At 71.2% G+C, this 20,532-nt stretch carries 19 protein-coding genes; 9 read left to right on the top strand and 10 right to left on the bottom strand.

Annotation, left to right across the window (positions count from 1 at the left end; genetic code table 11):
- Nucleotides 1–27 precede the first annotated feature (27 nt).
- Complete coding sequence (locus BLR91_RS14135) at nucleotides 28–537, bottom strand: gluconokinase (RefSeq protein ID WP_089881111.1); 510 nt, start codon at nucleotides 535–537, stop codon at nucleotides 28–30.
- On the bottom strand, nucleotides 534–1,964 hold the full coding sequence (locus BLR91_RS14140; protein ID WP_018189874.1) for a GntP family permease: 1,431 nt from the start codon (nucleotides 1,962–1,964) through the stop codon (nucleotides 534–536). Before BLR91_RS14140 ends, BLR91_RS14135 begins: the two co-directional genes overlap by 4 nt.
- A 144-nt stretch (nucleotides 1,965–2,108) precedes the next feature.
- Here BLR91_RS14140 and BLR91_RS14145 point away from each other — a divergent pair, with 144 nt between their 5' ends.
- Nucleotides 2,109–2,792, top strand: a complete 684-nt coding sequence (locus tag BLR91_RS14145) for a FadR/GntR family transcriptional regulator (protein ID WP_020075555.1) — start codon at nucleotides 2,109–2,111, stop codon at nucleotides 2,790–2,792.
- Between the two features lie 114 nt (nucleotides 2,793–2,906).
- On the opposite strand, the gene BLR91_RS14150 is transcribed toward BLR91_RS14145, so the two are convergent.
- The 5 genes from BLR91_RS14150 to BLR91_RS14170 form a co-directional block, all read right to left on the bottom strand.
- Nucleotides 2,907–4,010 (bottom strand): glycerate kinase, encoded by a 1,104-nt coding sequence (locus BLR91_RS14150; RefSeq protein WP_089881108.1) that lies wholly within the window; start codon nucleotides 4,008–4,010, stop codon nucleotides 2,907–2,909.
- A 52-nt stretch (nucleotides 4,011–4,062) separates the two neighbouring features.
- Nucleotides 4,063–4,935 (bottom strand): sugar phosphate isomerase/epimerase family protein, encoded by an 873-nt coding sequence (locus BLR91_RS14155; RefSeq protein WP_089881105.1) that lies wholly within the window; start codon nucleotides 4,933–4,935, stop codon nucleotides 4,063–4,065.
- On the bottom strand, nucleotides 4,932–6,116 hold the full coding sequence (locus BLR91_RS14160; RefSeq protein ID WP_089881101.1) for a dihydrodipicolinate synthase family protein: 1,185 nt from the start codon (nucleotides 6,114–6,116) through the stop codon (nucleotides 4,932–4,934). The genes BLR91_RS14155 and BLR91_RS14160 overlap by 4 nt, the downstream gene beginning before the upstream one ends.
- On the bottom strand, nucleotides 6,113–7,312 hold the full coding sequence (locus BLR91_RS14165) for a Gfo/Idh/MocA family protein (RefSeq protein WP_089881097.1): 1,200 nt from the start codon (nucleotides 7,310–7,312) through the stop codon (nucleotides 6,113–6,115). The genes BLR91_RS14160 and BLR91_RS14165 overlap by 4 nt, the downstream gene beginning before the upstream one ends.
- 165 nt (nucleotides 7,313–7,477) lie before the next feature.
- Complete coding sequence (locus tag BLR91_RS14170; RefSeq protein ID WP_018189868.1) at nucleotides 7,478–8,767, bottom strand: MFS transporter; 1,290 nt, start codon at nucleotides 8,765–8,767, stop codon at nucleotides 7,478–7,480.
- A 109-nt stretch (nucleotides 8,768–8,876) separates the two neighbouring features.
- On the opposite strand from BLR91_RS14170, the gene BLR91_RS14175 reads away from it, so the two are divergent.
- From BLR91_RS14175 to BLR91_RS14200, 6 genes are all read left to right on the top strand, one after another.
- Nucleotides 8,877–9,539, top strand: coding sequence for a ThuA domain-containing protein (locus BLR91_RS14175; RefSeq protein WP_089881093.1), 663 nt, complete (start codon nucleotides 8,877–8,879; stop codon nucleotides 9,537–9,539).
- A gap of 118 nt (nucleotides 9,540–9,657) precedes the next feature.
- Nucleotides 9,658–10,668: a hydroxyacid dehydrogenase gene (locus BLR91_RS14180; protein WP_020075562.1), complete on the top strand. Its 1,011-nt coding sequence runs from the start codon at nucleotides 9,658–9,660 to the stop codon at nucleotides 10,666–10,668.
- A gap of 46 nt (nucleotides 10,669–10,714) precedes the next feature.
- The gene (locus tag BLR91_RS14185; protein ID WP_089881090.1) at nucleotides 10,715–12,136 is read left to right on the top strand and encodes an aldehyde dehydrogenase family protein; all 1,422 of its coding nucleotides are present in this window, start codon (nucleotides 10,715–10,717) and stop codon (nucleotides 12,134–12,136) included.
- A gap of 55 nt (nucleotides 12,137–12,191) precedes the next feature.
- Nucleotides 12,192–13,508 (top strand): extracellular solute-binding protein, encoded by a 1,317-nt coding sequence (locus BLR91_RS14190; RefSeq protein WP_231918926.1) that lies wholly within the window; start codon nucleotides 12,192–12,194, stop codon nucleotides 13,506–13,508.
- A 96-nt stretch (nucleotides 13,509–13,604) separates the two neighbouring features.
- Nucleotides 13,605–14,519: a carbohydrate ABC transporter permease gene (locus BLR91_RS14195; protein ID WP_018189863.1), complete on the top strand. Its 915-nt coding sequence runs from the start codon at nucleotides 13,605–13,607 to the stop codon at nucleotides 14,517–14,519.
- Nucleotides 14,516–15,436 (top strand): carbohydrate ABC transporter permease, encoded by a 921-nt coding sequence (locus BLR91_RS14200; RefSeq protein ID WP_018189862.1) that lies wholly within the window; start codon nucleotides 14,516–14,518, stop codon nucleotides 15,434–15,436. Before BLR91_RS14195 ends, BLR91_RS14200 begins: the two co-directional genes overlap by 4 nt.
- A gap of 12 nt (nucleotides 15,437–15,448) precedes the next feature.
- Here BLR91_RS14200 and BLR91_RS14205 read toward each other — a convergent pair whose 3' ends face one another.
- From BLR91_RS14205 to BLR91_RS14215, 3 genes are all read right to left on the bottom strand, one after another.
- Nucleotides 15,449–16,480, bottom strand: a complete 1,032-nt coding sequence (locus BLR91_RS14205) for a LacI family DNA-binding transcriptional regulator (RefSeq protein WP_089881084.1) — start codon at nucleotides 16,478–16,480, stop codon at nucleotides 15,449–15,451.
- Between the two features lie 31 nt (nucleotides 16,481–16,511).
- Entirely contained in the window at nucleotides 16,512–17,540 is a 1,029-nt protein-coding gene (locus BLR91_RS14210; RefSeq protein ID WP_018189860.1) for a LacI family DNA-binding transcriptional regulator, read from the bottom strand.
- A 70-nt stretch (nucleotides 17,541–17,610) separates the two neighbouring features.
- A complete protein-coding gene (locus BLR91_RS14215; RefSeq protein ID WP_089881081.1) occupies nucleotides 17,611–18,111 on the bottom strand; it encodes a winged helix-turn-helix transcriptional regulator in 501 nt (166 codons plus the stop codon).
- Between the two features lie 96 nt (nucleotides 18,112–18,207).
- Here BLR91_RS14215 and BLR91_RS14220 point away from each other — a divergent pair, with 96 nt between their 5' ends.
- Nucleotides 18,208–19,596 (top strand): MFS transporter, encoded by a 1,389-nt coding sequence (locus BLR91_RS14220; protein WP_231918927.1) that lies wholly within the window; start codon nucleotides 18,208–18,210, stop codon nucleotides 19,594–19,596.
- Nucleotides 19,593–20,504: a 2-dehydropantoate 2-reductase gene (locus BLR91_RS14225; RefSeq protein ID WP_089881072.1), complete on the top strand. Its 912-nt coding sequence runs from the start codon at nucleotides 19,593–19,595 to the stop codon at nucleotides 20,502–20,504. Before BLR91_RS14220 ends, BLR91_RS14225 begins: the two co-directional genes overlap by 4 nt.
- Nucleotides 20,505–20,532 lie beyond the last annotated feature (28 nt).

Consider the following 20,532-nt stretch of genomic DNA (forward strand, 5'->3'; position numbering starts at 1 on the left):
AAAGTTTGCGTACTCGACGGTGGGGGCTCAGGGGGTGAGGGCGGAGGCGGCGAAGGCGGCTCGGGCGGCGAGAGCGGACGGCGGCTCGGCGATGTCGAGGGTGAGGTGGCGTTCGTCGTCGGCGGGCGGCTCGAGCGTCGCCAGCTGACTCTGCAGCATCCCCGACTTCATGAAGTGATGCTCGCGCGACGCCAGGCGCGCCTCGAGGAGCTCCGGCGAACCGCTCAGGTGCAGGAACAGCACGTCGTCCCGGCGGAGCACATCGCGGTACCTCCGCGCGAGCGCGGAGCAGGCGACGACGACCGGACGTCCGGCGTCGAGCCGCTCCCGCATCCACTCGGCGATGGCGGCGAGCCAGGGCGCGCGGTCGTCGTCGGTGAGCGGGACCCCCGCGCTCATCCGCTCGACGTTCGTCGCAGGATGCAGTCCGTCGCCCTCCAGCAGCTCCCAGCCCAGACGCTCGGCGAGGAGCGCCGCGACGGTCGACTTGCCGCATCCGGCGACGCCCATGACGACGACCGCGCGCACCGGCGTCACCCGAGGCCGCCGACGAACAGGCTCAGGATCAGGACACCCGCCAGCCCGACGATCGAGACCAGGCACTCCAGCACGGTCCAGCTCTTCAGCGTCTGCGGGATGCTCAGGCCCAGGTACTCCTTCACCAGCCAGAAGCCGGCGTCGTTGACGTGGGACAGGAACACCGATCCCGCGCCGATCGCCAGCACCATCAGCGACACCATCGGGGTCGACAGGTGCTCGGTGAGCGGGAGCAGGATGCCCGCGGCTGTCACGGTCGCGACCGTCGCGGAGCCCGTGGCGATGCGGATCAGCGCCGCGACAGTCCAGGCGAGGAGGAGCACGAGGATCCCGCTCGCACCGGTCGCCCAGTCCGCGATCACCTGACCGATGCCGGTGTCGACGAGGACCTGCTTGAACCCGCCGCCGGCGCCGACGATGAGGAGGATGCCCGCGATCGGGGGCAGGGAGGCGCCGAGACTGGTCTGCATGGCCTTGCGGTCCATCCCGCCGCCGACGCCGAGCAGCAGCAGTCCGGCGAGCACGGCGACCGTCAGGGCGATGACCGGCGTGCCGAGGAAGTCGAGCACGACCTTCCACACGGGGGCCGCGTCGGGGGCGGCGATGTCGGCGACGGCCTTGCCGAGCATGAGGACGACGGGCAGCAGGATGCTGATCAGCGCGGCCCCGAACGACGGCCGGCGGCGTGCGGGGCCGTCGCCCTCCTCCGGGACGAACAGGTCGGGGACGCCCACAGGAACCCAGCGCGCGGCCAGCCGGCTGAACAGCGGGCCCGCGACGGCGATCGTCGGAATGGCGACGAGCACGCCGAATGCCAGCGTGAGGCCGAGGTTGGCGCCAAGCGCGCTGATCGCGACCAGGGGTCCGGGGTGCGGCGGCACCAGCCCGTGCATGGCGGAGAGGCCCGCGATGGTCGGCAGGGCGATGCGCATCAGCGGGAGGCCCGACCGGCGGGTCACCAGGATGATCACCGGCATCAGGAGCACGAGGCCGACCTCGAAGAACATCGGCAGACCGATGATCGCGCCGACGGCGCCCATCGTCCACGGCAGCAGGCGCGCGCTGGTGCGCGAGACGAGGGTGTCGACGATACGGTCGGCGCCGCCGGAGTCGGCGAGCAGCTTGCCGTACATCGCACCGAGGCCGATGAGCACGCCGACGCTGCCCATCGTGTTTCCGAAACCGGTGATGAAGCTGGCGATCGCCGCATCCGCCGCCAGTCCCGCGGCGAGGCCCGCGACGAGCGAGCCGAGCAGGAGCGAGAGGAACGGGTGCAGCTTGAGCCAGGTGATCAGCACGACGATGACCGCGATGCCGGCCAGGGCGGCGAAGATGAGCTGGCCTTCGGGGCCGCTGGGAGTTGGAGCGGGGGCGGGGGCCGCAGTGCGGGCGGCAGCCGCCAGGTGAGCGAGCAGGGTGGGGGTCATGAACGTCCTTGGTCGTGAATCCGGATAGGGCACGAACACTCTAGGAATAAACCTGATTTGTGTCTAATCGAGGTAAATAATGACGGGTTTATGGGCAATGCGTGTCGCTTTGACCCGATCACTTCCGTACGCAGATAATGAAGCGTGACTCAGGCAACGCAGGCCTCCCAGCACGAGCAGGCGATCGCCTCCCTCGGCGCCCGCATCGTCGCGGGCGACATCCCCGTCGGAGCGGTGCTCACGCCCGAAGGGCTCGGGATCTCGCGGACGGTCCTGCGGGAATGCATCCGCGTGCTCGAGTCGCTGGGGCTCGTGCAGGCCAGGCGCCGTCGAGGGACGGTCGTGCTGCCGGAGTCGTCGTGGCAGGCGCTCGATCCGCGCATCCTCAGCTGGCGTCTCGCCGGTCCCGACCGGCTGACCGCGCTCGCGGAGCTCGGCGAGCTGCGGATGGCGATCGAACCGGTCGCCGCGCGGCTGGCGAGCGCCCGGGCGACGCCGGCTCAGTGCGGCGAGCTCACCGCCGCGATCGTCGGGATGTCGGCGACCCAGCGGTCGGCGGACCGCGAGGAGTATCTGGCGCACGATCGGGACTTCCACCGCGTGCTGCTGGAGGCATCCGGCAACCCGGTGTTCTCGGCGCTCAGCGACGCCGTCGCGGAGGCGCTGAACGGGCGGACCGTGCACGCGCTGATGCCCGACACGGCGAACCCGGAGGCGATCCGGCTGCACGAGGAGGTCGCCGCGGCGGTCCGTCGGGGCGACGCCGCAGCCGCCGAGGCCGCGATGCGCGCGATCGTGGAAGAGGCGAGCGCGGCCCTCACCCGCTGACGCCGAAGCCAACAGCTCCTGAGTTTTTCGCCCGACACGCCGCGCCTGGGGCCGAAAAACTCAGGAGCTGGCGGTTGGGGACGGGACTTTTCGGGAGGGGGGAGGGGGCGGGGGTCAGGGGCGGAAGCGGCTGGCGAGGGCGGCGCCGGCGGCGCGCGCCCAGCGCACGGGGTCGGCGATCGCGGCGGCGGACGAGCCGCCGAGGTCGGCCAGGGCGACGGCGTCGGCGAAGCCGGCGGTGGGCGCCTGGATGCTGCCGGCAGCCAGCAGGACGCGCGCGCCCGCGTCGCGCGCCAGACCGGCGACGTACGTCGGCACCTTGCCGGACGCCGACTGACTGTCGAAGCGCCCCTCCCCCGTGATGACGGCATCCGCCGCCGCGATCGTCGACCGCAGCCCCAGCGCCTCACCGACCGCGGCCGCGCCCGGCGCCATCCGAGCGCCCCAGACCAGGAGGCCGAAGCCGGTCCCGCCCGCGGCTCCGGCGCCGGGCTCGTCCGGGTCGGTCGCAGCGCCGGCCGCCCGCAGCGTCTCGGCGAGGCGCCGCAGTCCCGCCTCCAGCACCGGCACATCCTGCTCACCGGCGCCCTTCTGCGGTCCGAAGACCGCGGCGGCCCCGAGCGGACCGAGCAAGGGACTCGTGACATCGCTGAGGATGCGCGCGCCGCCGGCCGGGAGCGCCGCGAGGCGCGAGAGATCGGCCCGCGCGAGCGACGCGAGGCCCCGGTTGCCGCGCGGGATGTCGCGCCCGGCCGCATCCACGAACCGCGCGCCGAGCGCCGCGAGCGCTCCCGCCCCTCCGTCCGTCGACGCGCTGCCCCCGATCGCCAGGAGCAATGAGCGGGCCCCCGCGCGCAGGGCATCCGCGATCGCCTGCCCGAACCCCATGGTGTGCGCGGCGAACGGCTCCAGCCGCGGCATCCGCCCCAGCCCACTCGTCTCGGCGAGCTCGACGACCGCCGTGCCGCCCGGAAGCATCAGCCACGAGGCGTCGGCCTCCGCGTCGTCGGGGCCGAGGACATGCACGGGATGCCGCACGGCGCCGGGCACCGCCGCCTCGAACGCGTCGAGGGTCCCCTCGCCGCCGTCCGCCATGGGCGCGAGCACGACGCGGTCACCCGGGCGCTCGGAGGCCCAGCCCTCCGCGAGAGCAGCGGCGACCTCGGCGGCGGACGCCGAGCCCTTGAAGGAGTCCGGCGCGACGACGATGACGCTCATGCCCCCACCTTCGCATGGATGCGGTGGCCGCGCCCCGACACCGGCTCGCGGATCACGCCCGCTCGGCCGACCGCAGTCCGACCGCGCGATCGAACGCGTCCACGGTGCGCGCGACGACAGCTGCGGGGTCCGCCGCCCAGATCGCCTCGTTGAAGATCTCGACCTCGACATCGCCGGTGTAGCCCGCCTCGGCGACCGCCGCGCTGATGGGCGCGAAGTCGATGTGGCCGTCGCCCATCATCCCGCGCGCCAGGAGCACGTCGGCGGGGAGCGGCGTCACCCAGTCGCACACCTGGTAGCTCGCGATGCGACCGTCGCGACCGGCGCGGGCGATCTGGGCGAACAGGTCGGGGTCCCACCACAGGTGGAAGGTGTCGACGACGACACCGACGGACTCGGCCGGGAAGGGTTCCGCGATGTCGAGCGCCTGCCCGAGCGTCGACACCACTGCGCGGTCGGCCGCGTACATCGGGTGCAGCGCCTCGATGGCGAGGGTGACTCCGGCGGCGCGGGCCTCCGGTTCCAGCTCCGCGATCGCGTCCGCGACCCGGGCACGGGAGCCGGCGAGGTCGCGCGACCCGTCGGGCAGCCCGCCGGCGACCAGGACCAGGACGGCCGCCGAGCCGGGGGCGCCGGCCGCGGCGAGCGCCGCCGTCTCCTCGATGGCGCGCCGGTTCTCGTCCAGGGCCGCGCGCCGCTTGGCGCCCTCCGGCGCGGTGAAGAAGCCGCCACGGCACAGGCTCGAAACGCGCAGACCGGAGTCGGCGAGCATCCGCACCGCCGCATCCAGCCCGACCTCGGCCACGGGCTCGCGCCAGAGGCCGATCGCCTCGACTCCGGCCGAGCCGACGACGCGCAGCGCCTCGGCGAGGTTCGCGTACTTGATGGTCGCCTGGTTGATCGACAGGCGCGGATCGGCCGTCATGCGTCGACCCCGTTCAGCCGGAGCAGCGACGTCCAGCGCTCGGCGGCGAGGTCCGGTCGCTCCAGCGCACCGCACTCCCCCGCGAGCCGGACGATTTCCGACAGGTGGGGCAGGCTGCGCGCGGAGTGCAGTCCGCCGACCATGGAGAACGACTGCTGGTGCCCGTTCAGCCAGGAGAGGAAGGCGACGCCGGTCTTGTAGTAGAAGGTCGGCGTCGCGAAGACCTGGCGGGAGAGCTGCTGCGTCGGCTCGAGGACGCTCCGGTACTGTGCGGAGTCGCCGCGGTCGAGCGCCTGGATCGCCGCGGATGCCGCCGGCGCGAGCGCCGCGAACGCGCCGAGGAGGGCATCCGAGTGGCCGGAACCGTCGTCCTCGATCAGCTCGACGTAGTTGAAGTCGTCGCCGGTGAACATGCGCACGCCCTCGGGCAGGCGCGCCCGCAGCGAGCGCTCCGCCGCGGCGTCCAGGAGGCTCATCTTGATCCCGGAGACCCGGCCGTCGGCGGCCTCGATGATCCGAAGCACCGTCTCGCCGGCCGTCGCGACATCGGCGGAGCCGAAGTACCCGTCGAGCGCGGGGTCGAACGCCGGGCCGAGCCAGTGCAGCACGACCGGGGTGGAGGCCGCGGCGAGCACCTCGCCGTAGACGCGCTCGTAGTCGGCCGGCGACTCCGCCGCGCGGGCCAGGTGCCGGCTGGCCATGAGGACGACCCCCGCACCGGCGTCCTCGGTGAAGTGCAGCTGCGTCTTGTACGCGTCGATGACGGCATCCAGCGGGATGACCGGCTCGTCGACGTGGTCCGTGTTGACGCCGGCGACGACCGAGCCGCCCACCTCCCGGGCGTCGGCTGCGCTCCGCGAGATCAGCTCACGCGTCGCCGCCGCGTCCAGGCCCATGTTGCGCTGGGCCGTGTCCATCGCGTCGGCGACACCGAGCCCCCAGGAGTACACGTGCCTGCGGAACGCGAGCGTCGCCTCCCAGTCGATGTCGGCGGGGGCGCCTGGCACGTTCTCCGCCCAGGGCTTCGGGATGACGTGAGCCGCCGCGTAGGCGACCCGCGACCGCAGCGGGGCGGCCGGGCGCGTGAACGCCGGAGCGGAGCCGAGATCGACGGACGACGTGGCGCCGTCGGCACCGATCAGGGTGACGGCGGTCGCGGTGGAGAGCGCGGCGGCCGTCATCGTGCCGCCGCCTCCAGGCCCGCGGCGCCCGCGGTCGGCGTCGGCGTGGTGTCGAGCGTCACCTCGGGCAGCTCGATCCGCCGACCCTCCCGCGACGAGCGCAGCCCGAGCTCGGCCAGCTGGACGCCGCGGGCACCCGCGAGGAAGTCGAACCGGTTGGGGCCGTCCTCGAGCACATGCCGCAGGAACTCCTCCCACTGCGTCTTGAACCCGTTCTCGAACACCTCGTTGGCCGGCGACTCGATCCAGTCGGCCGCGTAGTCGTGCGCGTCGGCGAGGTCCGGGTTCCATACAGGCTTCGGCGTCGCGTTGCGGGGCTGGATCTTGCAGCCGAACAGACCCACGACCGCGCTCCCGAGCGTGCCGTCGACCTGGAACTCGACCAGCTCGTCACGGTTGACCCGGGTGGTCCAGCTGGAGTTGAGCTGCGCGGTGATGCCGCCCGCCAGCTGGAAGATCGCGTAGGCCGCGTCGTCCGCGGTGGCCGCGTACGCCTCCCCGCGCTCGTCGACGCGCTGCGGGATCTCGGTGACCGCCTGCGCGTACACCGACTCCACACGGCCGAAGAGGTTCTCGAGCACGTAGCTCCAGTGCGGGAACATGTCGACGACGATGCCGCCGCCGTCCTCCGCGCGGTAGTTCCAGCTCGGCCGCTGCGCCGCCTGCCAGTCGCCCTCGAACACCCAGTACCCGAACTCGCCGCGGACCGACAGGATGCGGCCGAAGAAGCCGGAGTCGATCAGCCGCTTGAGCTTGCGCATGCCGGGCAGGTAGAGCTTGTCGTGGACGACGCCGTTCTTGATGCCCGCGTCGTCGGCGAGGCGCGCGAGCTCCAGCGCCTCCTCGAAGCTCTCGGCCGTCGGCTTCTCGGTGTAGATCGCCTTGCCCGCGGCGATGGCCTTGCGGATGGCGGCCGAGCGCGCCTTCGTGACGAGGAAGTCGGCGTAGATCTGCCAGCGGTCGTCGGCGAGGGCCGCGTCGAGGTCGGTCGTGTAGTCGGCGATGTCGTGGCGCTTCGCGAGCTCGGCCAGCTTCTCCTCGTTGCGTCCGACCAGCAGGGGCACCACCTGCACGCGGCGGCCGTCGGACAGCTCGACGCCGCCCTGGTCGCGGATGGCGAGGATCGAGCGGACCAGGTGCTGGCGGTACCCCATGCGCCCGGAGACGCCGTTCATGATGATGCCGATCGACGACACGTGTACTCCTTCGTATGTGCTGCACTCGGTTGGAAAGCGCTTACCAAGCCTAACGCCCGCCGCCGCGCCCGGTCAAGCCGCCCGCCCCCCGCGCCGATTTGGCGCAAATCGCGGTTATCAGTGCGCGATTCCCGCGATTTGCGCCAAATCGCGAACGGGGCGGGGTCAGGCGGCTCGACGCGCTGCGGGCATCGAGGCGGACACCGGGTCGTCCCGCGTGAAGTCGATGGCGTGCGCCTGCTTGCCGAAGGCGGTCAGCAGGATGACGGCGATCGCCGCGATGCCGACCGTCGACGCCATCGCCCAGCCGTAGCCGAGCTGCGGCGCGAGCGCCTGCTGGATGGGCAGGTTGAACGCCGCGATCACGTTGCCCAGCTGGTAGGTCACGCCCGGGTAGAACCCGCGGATCGCGTTCGGCGACATCTCGTTCAGATGCGCCGGGATGGCGCCCCAGGCCCCCTGCGTCGTGAACTGGATGAGCGCGGAGCCGAGGCACAGCAGCCCTGCCGTCTGCGAGAACGCGAAGATCGGGATGATCGGGATGGTCAGAGCCGCCCCGAGGATGATCGTCGCCTTCCGGCCCCAGCGGTCCGACAGCGAGCCGAGCACGACGCAGCCGACGATCGCGCCGATGTTGTAGACGACGGCGATCCAGCCGGCCGTCGCCGCATCCAGTCCGGCTCCCCCGTTCTCGGTCGACTTCAGGAACGTCGGGTAGATGTCCTGCGTGCCGTGGCTCATCCAGTTGAAGGCCGCCATCAGCAGCACCAGGTACACGAACCGGCGCAGCACCTTGCCGTCGAAGAACACGCGGCGGATGGACGTGTCGGCCTTCCGCATCTTCTCCCGGGTGTTCTCCCACACCTCCGACTCCTTGACGCGGGAGCGGATGATGAGCGTGATCAGCGCGGGCAGGATGCTCAGCGCGAACATCCACCGCCAGTTCAGCCCGAGGACCGAGTGCACCAGCAGGAAGGCGAGCGACGCCAGCAGGTAGCCGGCGGAGTAGCCGGCCTGCAGGATGCCGGAGTAGAACCCGCGGCGGGTGCGCGGCACCTTCTCCATCGTGAGCGCGGCGCCGAGGCCCCACTCGCCGCCCATCCCGATGCCGTAGAGCAGCCGCAGGATGAAGAGCACGGTGAAGTTGGGGGCGAAGGCGCAGAGGAATCCCACCACCGAGTAGAAGCACACGTCGACCATGAGCGGGATGCGCCGGCCGATCCGGTCGGCCCACAGACCGAACAGGTACGCACCGACGGGGCGCATGATCAGCGTGATGGTCGTGAGGTACGCCATCTGCTCGAGCGGGACGTGGAACTCGGCCCCGATCTCGGCGTAGACGAGCACGATGATGAAGTAGTCGAAGGCGTCCATCATCCAGCCGAGGAGCGACGCGATGAACGCGTTGCGCTGGTCGGGGTTCAGGCGAGTGGAGGCGATAGCAGTGTCGGACACAGGTTCCCTTCCGATCGACGGTGATCGGCACGCGCGCGAGAAAGCGCTTACCATCGCGTTACGATAGACCCCGTTTCGCGGGTGTCAACCCGAACCGACGGAGGTTGTGATGCGAGCACTGATCCTGAGCGGCGCCGGACGGTACGCCGATCCCTGGCACCCGTTCGCCGAGACGTCGGAGCGACTGGCGGGCATCCTCCGCGAAGTGGGACTCGAGGTCGAGATCTCCGAAGAGGTGGATGCGCGCATGGCCGCGCTGACGACCGATGCGCCCGACCTGCTGGTGCTCAACATCGGCGACCCGGCGCTCACCGGCACCCCGGACCCGGAGGCCGAACGCCGCGCCCGGGACGGCCTGCTCGCGTATCTCGCCTCCGGGCGGCCGCTGCTCGCATCGCACGTGACGTCGACCTCGCTGCGCGGCATCCCCGAGTGGGAGAGCATCCTCGGCGGCGTCTGGGTGCGCGGCACGACGTTCCACCCCGACTACGGGCCGGCCCGCATCCATGTTCACGCCAATCGCAGCCCCATCGTGGCGGGGCTCGACGACTTCTCGGTGACGGACGAGCGGTACACCGACCTGCGCGTGCAGCCGGACGTGCTGGCGCTCGCCTCGCACGAGCACGACGGCGCCGAGCATCCGCTGATGTGGGAGCGCGAGTACGGCCCGGCGACGATCTTCTACGATGCGCTCGGCCATGACGCCGCTTCCTACGACGCCGACACCCACCGCGAGATCCTCCGCCGGGCGGTGCGTCGCCTCGTCTCCTGAGCCGCTTCCAGGCTCTCCGAAATTCGTGCTTGACGTGGCGACCTGGGATGCGCATTATTGGGAATGCGCATTCTGGGAATGCGCAATCCGGACCACCGCCCCACCCGAGGAGTCGACGATGACCGCAGCGAGCACGCCCGTCGCCGCCTTCGCCATGCGACCGGACCTGCCGGCTCTGCTGTTCTCGTCCGACGACCTCGCCGCCCTCCGGTCGATCGTCGTGCTGGACGCCACCGTCACCATCACCGACTTCGCCACCGCGCCCGCCGGGCTGCTCGACAGCGTGGAGATCCTCGTCACCGGATGGGGCGCCCCGCACATCGGGCCGGCGGAGCTCGACCGCATGCCCCGGCTGCGCGCCATCGTCCACGCCGCCGGCACGGTGAAGGGCCACATCGACGACGCCGCGTGGGATCGCGGAGTGCTCGTCACCAGCGCGGCCAACGCCAACGCCTATCCCGTCGCCGAGTACACGCTCGCCATGATCCTGCTGGCCGGCAAGGGCGTGCCGGACTACATCCGCGGGTACGCGACCGACCCGGCCCTCTACGAGCGCGAGGCCGACCCGGCGATCGGCAACTTCCGCCGGACGGTCGGCATCATCGGCGCCTCCCGCGTCGGCCGCCGGGTGATCGAGCTGCTCGAGCCGTTCGACATCGACGTGCTGCTGTACGACCCGCAGGTGCGCCAGGGCGACCCCGTCCTCGAGCGAGCACGGGCTGTGCCCCTCGACGACCTCTTCGCCGGATCGAGCATCGTCAGCGTGCACGCGCCGCTGCTGCCCGAGACGGTCGGGATGGTCGGGGCCGCGCAGCTCGCCCTGCTGCCCGACGGCGCCACCCTGATCAATACCGCCCGCGCCCCGATCGTCGACCAGGAGGCGCTCACCGCCGCGGTCCGCGACCGCGGCCTGCGCGCCGTCCTCGACGTGACCGAGCCCGAACCCCTCCCCGCGGAGCACCCGCTGCGGTCTCTGCCGGGGGTCGTGCTCACACCCCACGTCGCGGGTGCGCTCGGCACCGAGGTCCGTCGTCTGGGCGAGTGCGCCCGCCACGAGATCGAACGATTCGTCGCCGGGGAGCCGGCCGAACATCCCGTCACGAAGGAAGCTCTGATCGCCGTTGCCTGAGACTGTCACCGTACCCACCACCCCTTCGATCCAGGAGGCATCCCCCATGCGCGAGCTCCGCGACTACGACGTCCAGGTGTTCATCGACGGCCGGTTCGAGCGACCGGAGGCCGGCGACGGCATCCCCGTGCTCGACAAAGCGGCCGGCGTGCCGTTCGGCAGCTACGGCAACGCCTCCCCCGCACAGGTCGACCGCGCGGTGGCCGCGGCCCGCCACGCGCAGCCCGCCTGGGCGCAGGTGGATGCCAACACCCGTTCCGCGATCATCCGCCGGTTCGCCGCGGAGCTCGAGAACCGGCGCGACGAGCTCCTGACCCTGCTCATCCGCGAGACCGGCGGAACGCTCGAGAAGGCGGAGGAGGAGCTCGGGCAGGCGATCACGCAGCTCGAGAACTCCGCCACCCAGCTCACCGAGAACGCGGGGAGCATCCTCCCTCCGTACAAGTCGGGAAAGCTCTCGCTCTCTCGCGCCGTCCCCCTCGGCGTCATCGGCCTGATCGTCCCCTGGAACTACCCGATGAGCCTGGCCATGCGTGCGCTCGCCCCCGGACTCGCCTACGGGAACGCCGTCGTGCTCAAGCCCGCCGAGCTGACTCCGATCGCCGGAGGCCAGATCCTCGCGGAGGCCGCGCTCGCGGCCGGCGTCCCGGCCGGCGTGTTCGCGGTCGTCCCGGGCGACGGGCCGACCACGGGCCGCACGCTCAGCGAGCACCCGGACCTCGACCTCATCCACTTCACCGGATCGTTCGAGGTCGGCCACCAGATCGCCAACTTCGCGGCGCGATCCTTCCGGCCCGTCGCCACCGAGCTCGGCGGCGACAACGCGTTCGTCGTGCTCGACGACGCCGACATCGACCAGGCCGCCAGCTGCGCAGTGTGGTCGTCGCTCTGGTACCAGGGCCAGACCTGCATCACCGCCGGGCGCCACATCGTCCACCGGGATGTCGCGGCGGCATACACCGACGCCGTCGTCGAGCGCGTGCGCGCCCTCCGCGTGGGCGACCCGCTGCGCGACGACGTCGACCTCGGCCCGATCATCAGCGAGACCCAGCTGCGCCGCTTCGCCGATGGCCTGGTCTGGCCGTCCATCGCGGCCGGCGCCACCGTGGCCGTCGGCGGCGATCACGACGGCCTCTTCTACCAGCCCACCGTCCTCACCGGCGTCACCCCCGACATGCCGGTGTTCACGGAGGAGATCTTCGGCCCGGTGATGCCGATCACCGTCGTCGACAGTGAGGCGGAGGCACTCGCCCTCGTCAACAGGCACCGCACGCTCATGAACTCCGTCTTCACCGGCGACCCGATGCGCGGACTCGCGTTCGCGGAACAGGTGAAGAGCAACGAGGTCCATGTCAACGACGGGTATGCCCGCCATGGCGGCGAGGGACAGCTCGCCGGTTTCACCCATCGGCAGTGGATCGGCATCCAGACCACCCCCGTGCGCTACCCCGCATGGGCCGAGGGCTGAACCCACCCGACGCACCACGAGAACGCACCACGAATCATCGAAGGAGATGCACACAGTGAGGAAGTCAACGCTGAGGACCATCGGAGCGGTGGTCGGCATGGCCGCTGCCGCGGCCACGGTCCTGACCGGCTGCTCGAGCTCCGGCGGAGGGACCTCGTCGTCCTCCGGCGGCAAGGTCACCCTGTCCTACGTCAACTGGGACGGCGGCATGCAGGCCGTCGTCGACGAGTGGAACAAGGCCAACCCGGACATCCAGGTCAAGCTGACCAAGCCGTCCGGCACCGGGTACACCCTGTACAACAAGCTGATCACCAACAACAAGGCCGGCACGAACCCGGACGTCACCGAGGTCGAGTACCAGGCGCTCCCGGCCCTGATCGCCAACAAGGTCGTGGTCCCGATCGACAAGTACGTCGGCGACCTCTCCGGCGACTTCTCGAAGTCGACGCTGGCGCAGGTGCAGTTCGAGGGCAAGACGTACGGCGTCCCGCAGAACGTCTGCCCGATGGTGTTCTTCTACCGCAAGGACATCTGGGACTCGCTCGGCCTGACCGCACCGAAGACCTGGGACGAGTACGCCGCTGACGCCGCGAAGATCCACGCAGCCGACCCGTCCAAGTTCATCGGCAACTTCACCGCCGCCGACCCCGGCTGGTTCGCCGGACTCGCCCAGCAGGCGGGCGCCGACTGGTGGAAGGCCTCCGGTGACGAGTGGACGGTCGCCATCAACGACGCCGCCTCCAAGAAGGTCGCCGACTACTGGAGCGGGCTCGTCAATCAGGGCGTCGTCAGCCCGGAGCCGAACTGGTCCGCCCAGTGGAACACCGACATGAACAACGGCACCCTCGTGGGCTGGGTCAGCGCGCAGTGGGCGCCCAACCAGCTGCCGTCGATCGCCAAGGACACCGCGGGCAAGTGGGTCGCGGCGCCCCTCCCCGCCTGGACGGCCGGAGACGACACCGTCGGCATCTGGGGCGGCGAGACCGAGGCCGTGACGGCCAACTCGAAGCACCCGGCCGAGGCCGCGAAGTTCGTGAAGTGGATGAACTCCTCCAAGGAGGGCGTCGCCTCGCTGATCAAGAACGTACAGGTCTTCCCCGCGAGCCTGTCGAACCAGACGGCTCCGGAGCTTCAGACCCCGCCGCCGTTCATGTCGAACCAGCCGGACTACTACACCCTCATGGGCACGCTGGCGAAGGGCGTCCGCACCTTCGACATCTGGGGACCGAACGCGAACGTCACGTTCGACTCCTACTCGAACGCCTTCGGCGACGCACTGCAGAACAAGACGCCGCTCGCCGCGGCTCTCGACAAGATGCAGTCGAGCACGGTGTCCGACATGAAGAAGATCGGGTTCAAGGTCACGGGCTGACCTTGCTTCCCCCGGCGGGGGCGGCGACCCCCACGCCGTCCCCGCCGAAACCCCACCGCATCCACCGCCCGCACCCACCGAACTGGAGACCCGCCCATGGCCGTCATCGGAGCCGGCACCGCACGGAGACCGCGCCGCAGGCGCACGCTTCTGCCCGTGTTCCTCGTCGCGCCCGCCGTCATCCTGCTGCTGCTGTTCACCGTCGCACCCGGCGTGTACGCGGTGATCCTCAGCTTCCTGCAACTGAAGGTGGGCGGCGGACTCCTCGGCGGCGGCGACCCGACCGAGGTCTTCGCGGGCTTCGCCAACTACGTGACGACCCTCACCGACCCGGAGTTCTGGGCGAGCCTCGGACGGATGCTGCTGATCGCCCTGATCGGCGTGCCGCTCACCATCGTGCTGGCCACCCTCTTCGCGCTCTGCCTCGATGCCAAGCGCGCCCGGCTGGTCGGCGTCACCCGGCTGGCGATCTTCCTCCCCTACGCGGTTCCCGGCGTCGTCGCGTCGCTGCTCTGGGGCTTCATGTACCTCCCGGCGACCAGCCCCATCGGCGGCCGCTTCATCGACTACTTCGGGAGCACAGGGATCTTCTTCTCGGTCGCGAACGTCGCGGTATGGGGCGTCGTCGGCTTCAACATGGTGATCATCTACACCGCCGTGCGCAGCCTCCCCAAGGAGCTGTTCGAGGCGGCGGAGCTCGACGGCGCCAGCGAGCTGCAGGTCGCCCTGCGCATCAAGCTGCCGCTGATCGCCCCGGCCATCACCATGGTCGCCCTGTTCTCCGTCATCGGCGCCCTGCAGCTGTTCAACGAGCCGACGACCCTGAAGCCGCTGGCGAATGCCATCTCGTCCACCTGGGTGCCGCTGATGCGCGTGTACACGGACGCGTTCGTCAACAACAGCATCTACGAGGGCGCTGCCACCTCGTTCATCCTCATCCTCATGACCGTCGCCGCAACGGTGATCGTCAACGTGATCGGCCGGCGCTTCGCCCGGAGGGAGACCCGATGACCACCGCGACCGTACGCACCCCCGACGGGCCGCCGACGACGGCGGCGCGGCGATCCGACCCGCGACCGCCGCTGCGGACTCGCTCCGGTCTGCGGATCGTCCCCACCCTCATCCTCATCGTCGGCGCGCTGTACTGCGTCCTGCCGGTGCTGTGGATCCTCATCGCCTCCACGAAGACCAACGACGAGCTGTTCTCGACCCCGTCGTTCGTGCCGTCCTTCACCGGCGGCTTCTGGACCAACATGCAGGCGCTGTTCACCTACAACAACGGCATCTTCGGCCGCTGGGCGCTCAACTCGGTGATCTACGCGATCGGCGGCGGCGTGCTGTCCACCGTCATCGCGGGGGCGGCCGGGTACGCCCTCGGCAAGTACACGTTCACCGGGTCGAAGTGGATCTTCCGGCTCATCGTCGCGGCCGTGCTGCTCCCCCAGATCATGCTCGCCATCCCGCAGTTCCTGCTGCTGGCGAAGTTCGGGATGACGAACACCTACGCCTCCGTCATCCTCCCCCAGCTGGTGTCGCCGTTCGCGATCTACCTGTGCAAGATCTACGCGGAGGCGTCGGTTCCCGACGAGATCATGGAGGCCGCCAGGATCGACGGCGGCAGCGAGTGGCGCATCTTCTGGTCGGTCGGGTCGCGGCTGATGATGCCCGCACTGGTGACGGTCTTCCTGCTGCAGTTCATCGGGATCTGGAACAACTTCCTCCTGCCCTTCGTGATGATCAACAACGACCAGCTCTACCCGCTGACTCTCGGGCTGTACGGCCTCATGATCATCACCGGCGGCCAGGCGGCGCAGTACTCGATCGTGATCGCAGGCGTGCTCGTGTCGATCGTGCCGCTGGCCATCCTGTTCCTGTCGCTGCAGCGCTACTGGAAGATCGATCTCATCTCGGGCGGCGTCAAGCTCTGAGGTCCGTCTTCGTCAGCGCCGAGGAGTGGATGCGCGCACGCGCACCTCGGCGGAGACCGGCGTACGCTCTCCGTCCGGCCCGCCCTGGTCGTCCGACTCGTCCGCGAGCGCGAGCTCGAGTGCACGGGCTCCGATCTCGGCCAGCGGAAGCGACACCGAGGTGAGGGCGGGAGTGACGTCGGCGACGAGCGGGATGTCGTCGAATCCCGCCACCGCCACCTCCTCGCCGGGTGCGATGCCCGCTTCGCGCAGAGCCGCCATCACCCCGATCGCCATGACATCGCTCACCGCGAAGACGCATTCGGGGCGCGCACCCGAGCGGAGCAGTTCGGCCATGGCATCCCGTCCTCCCGCGCGCGAGAACTCGGCGTGGGCGATGGAGGCCGACGGCACGACCGACCGGAAACCGTCGACGCGGTCGCGCACCGTGACGAGTTCCTCGGGGCCGGCGATGACGGCGAAGTCGCTGTAGCCGAGCGCCAGCAGCTCGCGGGCGAGCGCCGCCGCCCCGCCGTGGTTGTCGACGGCGACGGTGCGATGCTCCGGAGCTCCCCCGCCGACCACGGCCACGTTCGCACGGGCGCCCGCGAGCGGGTCGTCCGGCGCTGCGGCGGCGCTCTGGGCGTCCGGCCGCACGACGCGGCTTCCGGCGAGGACGACCGCGCGCGGGCGCTGCCCGCGGAGAGCCGCCAGCGCGGCCTGCTCGCGCGCGACCGACGCTTGGCCCGCGTAGGGTCCCGTCGCGGTGATCGTGACGATGAGGCCGCGCTCGTCCGCCACACGCACGACCCCGGAGGCGATGGAGGCGAAGTAGGGGTCGGCGATGTCGCCAACCACGAGCGCGACCACGTTGCTCGTGCCCCGGGCGACCGCCTGCGCCTGGACGTTGGGGCTGTAGCCGAGCTCGCGGGCCGAAGCGAGCACCCGCTCCTGCAGCGCCGCGTTGACCTTGCGCGTGCTGCCGTTCAGCGCGCGGGACGCGGTCGCCAGCGAGACGCCGGCATGCGCGGCGACGTCGGACAGGGTGGGGGCGTTCTCGCTCACAGCCCCAACCTACCGGCCGTCACCTGCGGGCCTACCGCCGCACCGGCGGGGTCGACGCCCGGATCACGGGGTGCGCCGGGACCGTGCGGCCCCCCGCATCCCCGTCGAGGGCACGGCGGACCGTCTCGTCGGCGACCTGGTCGAGCGGCACGTGGACGGTGGTGAGGGCGGGCACGACGTCACGCAGCGTGGTGATGTCGTCGAATCCGGCGACCGCGACGTCCTGGGGGATGCGCCGCCCGCGGTCGCGGAGCCCGGCGATCGCCCCGAGCGCCATGTCGTCGGTGATCGCGAAGACGAGCTGGATGTTCGCGAGCTCGTCGTCGGGCAGCGAGCGGATGTGCTCGCGGGCTCCCTCCCACGAGAACTCGGGATACGCGACGGCCGCCTCCCCTCCGAACCCTTCGACGAATCCGTCGACGCGCTGCTGCATGGAGAGAAGCGGGGTGGCGCTTCCGAGCACGAGCGCGCGCCGGTACCCGAGCGTCGTGAGCTCCGCGGCGAGCTCGCGTGCGCCCTCGCGGTTGTCGAAGGTGACGGTCTCGAAGGGAAGGTCGGTCCGGCTGATCAGCACGACCCGGCCGCCGGTCTCCTCGAAACGGCGCAACTCGGCCACCAGCTCGTCCCCGTTGGGCGGATCGACGTACCCGGTGCCCGCCAGCACGATCGCCTGCGGCTGCTGTCCGCGCAGTTCGCGCACCAGCTCCAGCTCGCGGTCCACCCGGCGGTCGGTCACGGCGATCGAGACGCGCATCCCGTACTCCGCCGCCTGCTTCATGAGCTCGGAGGCCATGGCCGAGAAGTACGGGTCCGAGATCCCGCTGATCACCAGGGCGATGGTGCGGGAGGTGCCGCGCGCGATCACCTGTGCGGCCAGGTTGGGCGTGTAACCCAGCTCGCGGGCGGCGTCGAGCACCCGGCGCCGGTAGCTGTCTGCGACGGTCCGCGCGCTTCCGTTGAGCACCCGGGACGCGGTCGGCTGTGAGACGCCGGCCCGCCGCGCGACGTCGGTCAGAGTGACGGGACGTCGGGGCGCCGCCTCGCTCTTCGCCTCACCCACACGGCAACAGTACCGGCTCCGCCACCGCCTGGGAATGCGCATACCGGGCGCGGCGGGATGTCCGCTCGACTCAGCCGGCCGGTGTCGCGGCGCCGACGAGCTCGACCTGGGCGCCATCCCATTCGCCGGGTCGCGTCCACCGCACATTGTCCGGCGTCAGCCTCCGGCCGCACGAGACGCAGACATCGGCCGCCTCGGCGCGTGCTCCGCACGCGACGCAGTTGATACCGAGGCGACCGGGTCGGGGTTCCGGCCCGTGCTCGTCGGCCCACAGGGCGAATGCGTGCAGGATGGGCAGGGTTGCGGCGCCGGACTCCGTCAGCCGGTACTCCGCCCGAGGGCGCGCCCCGTCGCCCGCGGTGGACCGCTCGAGCAGACCGCTCTCGACCATCGTGCGCAGCCGGGCGCTCAGCGCCTTGTCGGTGATGCCGGTCCGGGAGGCGAACTCCTCGAATCGGCGGGCACCGGCGAACGCCTCGCGCAGGATGAGCAGCACCCAGGGGTCGCCGACGACATCGATGCCCCGGGCGATGGTGCACGGGCGGGTCGACCAATCGGATCTCAGTGGCATGTCGTCCTCCTGCAGCTAGCTTAGCGCTAGCACCGCTGAATGCTCGTTCAAGATCCGAGCTTGCGCTCCAGCGACAGCCTGTGGCCTACTTGTTCCGTGGCTGACTTGCTTGAAGCTAGTAAAGACGAGACGCGGGGTTCCCGACTGGGACTGACGTTCTTCGTGGTCGCCACCGGGAGTGTGCTCGCCTCCCTCGACCTCTTCATCGTCAACATCGCGTTCGGCTCGATCAGCGCCAGCTTTCCCGGCGTGCAGCCTCAGCAGCTCGCCTGGGTGCTCAACGCCTACGGCATCGCCTTCGCAGCGCTCCTGATCCCGTTCGGCCGACTGGCCGACGTCGTGGGCAGGAAGCGGACCTTCGTGATGGGTCTCGTCGTGTTCGTCGTCGCCAGCGCGGTCTGCTCGATCGCGCCCGAGATCGGGGTGCTGATCGCGGCACGCGCCGTGCAGGGAGCTGCCGCTGCCGCGATCATCCCGACCAGCCTCGGACTCCTCCTCACCACGGCACCGCGAGCGCGGCACACCCGGCTCGTCAGCGTCTGGGCGGCCACCGGATCCATCGCCGCCGCCCTGGGGCCGACGGTCGGCGGGCTGCTCGTGCAGGTCGACTGGCGCTTCATCTTCCTCATCAACGTCGTGCTCGCGCTGCCGGCCCTGATCGTCCTCCCCCGCGTGCCCTCCGCGCCCGGCTCGGGCGGTCGGCGACCGGATCTCCTCGGTTCGCTCGCTCTCGCCGCCGCGGCCGCGCTGGTGGTCTGGACCGTCTCGTACAGCTCCGACCCCGACGTGAGCCTCTGGCAACTCGGCGTCGGCGCGCTGCTCGCCGCGCTCTTCGCTGTGCTGTTCGTGTGGAGGAGCCGGCGGGCGGCGGTCCCCGCCGTGAATCTGCAGGTGTTCGGCGATCACGGCTTCCGTGCCGCCTCGGCCGGCATGTTCTTCTTCTACGCGGGCTTCGGCATCATGCTCGTCGGCGCGCCGCTGGTGCTCACCGGCCCGCTCGGGCTGTCTCCGGCCGTCGCCGGCATCGCGTTCGGTGCCGGACCCGCCGCCGCCGTGGTCTCGACCATCGTCGCGGGGCGCCTCCCGTCCACCCCGCGCACCCTCGGCCTCCTCGGCGGTGCACTGTTCGCGCTGGGCGGGCTGTGGTGGACCATCCTGCTCACCGCCGGCGGCTCGTTCTGGTGGGGTTACCTCCCCGGCATCGTGCTGACGGGTCTCGGAGCCGGTCTCGCGCAGACGGCGTTCATCGCCGGCGGGACGGCGGGCCTCCCCCAGCACGAATACTCGGCCGGCGCGGGCGTGCTCAACACCGCGCGCCAGATCGGCTCGGCCATCGGAGTCGCGGTCTTCGTGGCGCTCACGCTCGGAGCGACGAGCTCCCTCACCGGGTACACCGGCGCCTGGGCGGTGCTGACCGCGGGCGGCGTTCTGGCCGTCCTGGCGGCGTGGGCGATCCGCGATCGGTCGGCGGAGGGCGGTCGATGAGATACCTGATCGTGGGGGCAGGGGCCGTCGGCGGCTATCTCGCTGCGCTGCTCCAGGAGTCCCGTCACCGGGTGACGCTGCTGGTCCGGCCGGAGCGGGCACGCATCCTCGCGCGGGACGGGCTGGTGCTGGCCGAACCGGACGGCCCGACCTCCGCCTTCCCGATGGAGACCGTCACGGCGGACACCGTGCGCCCCGAGTACGACGTCGTGCTGCTGTCGGTGAAGGCGTACGCCCTGCCAGGGGCCATCGCCGACCTGCGCGGCGCGATCGGACCGGGCACGGTCGTCATCCCGTCCCTCAACGGCATCGCCCACATCGAGGCGCTCGACGCCGCGTTCCCCGGGCAGGTCCTCGGCGGCGTCTGCCTCACGGCGACCGAGCTGCGGGACGACGGCGCGATCCGGATCCTCCGGCCCGGGGCCACCCTCGGCTTCGGCGAGCTCGACGGGCGGGACACCGAGCGCGTGCGCCGGATCGCGGACGACCTGAGCGATTCGCCCATCGAGAGCTCCGCGTCGACCACCATCGTCGCGGACATGTGGGAGAAGTGGCTGCTGCTCGCGTCCGGCGGTGCGACCAACACCCTCCTGGGGGCGGATGTGGGCCGCATCGTCGCGGCGGACGGCGGCGCACGGACGGCGGAAGCCGTGGTCGACGAGGTCGTCGACGTGATGACGCGCGCCGGTCATGCGCCGCGGGCGGATGCCGTCCAGCGTGCGCGCGGCGTCCTCACCGAGGCGGGGTCGCACTTCACGACCTCGATGTACCGCGATCATCGCGCGGGCCGTCCGGTCGAGGTGGAAGCGGTGCTGGGCGACCTCGTGCGCCGCGCCGACCGCCTCGACACCCCGGCGCCCCTGCTCGCGGCCGCCGCGGCCGCGCTCCGCATCGTCCCCGAGTCGTGACGAACGCGTCGGGACTCACACGTACCGG

The sequence above is a fragment of the Leifsonia sp. 466MF genome, from assembly GCF_900100265.1.
In the GTDB taxonomy this organism is placed as follows: domain Bacteria; phylum Actinomycetota; class Actinomycetes; order Actinomycetales; family Microbacteriaceae; genus Leifsonia.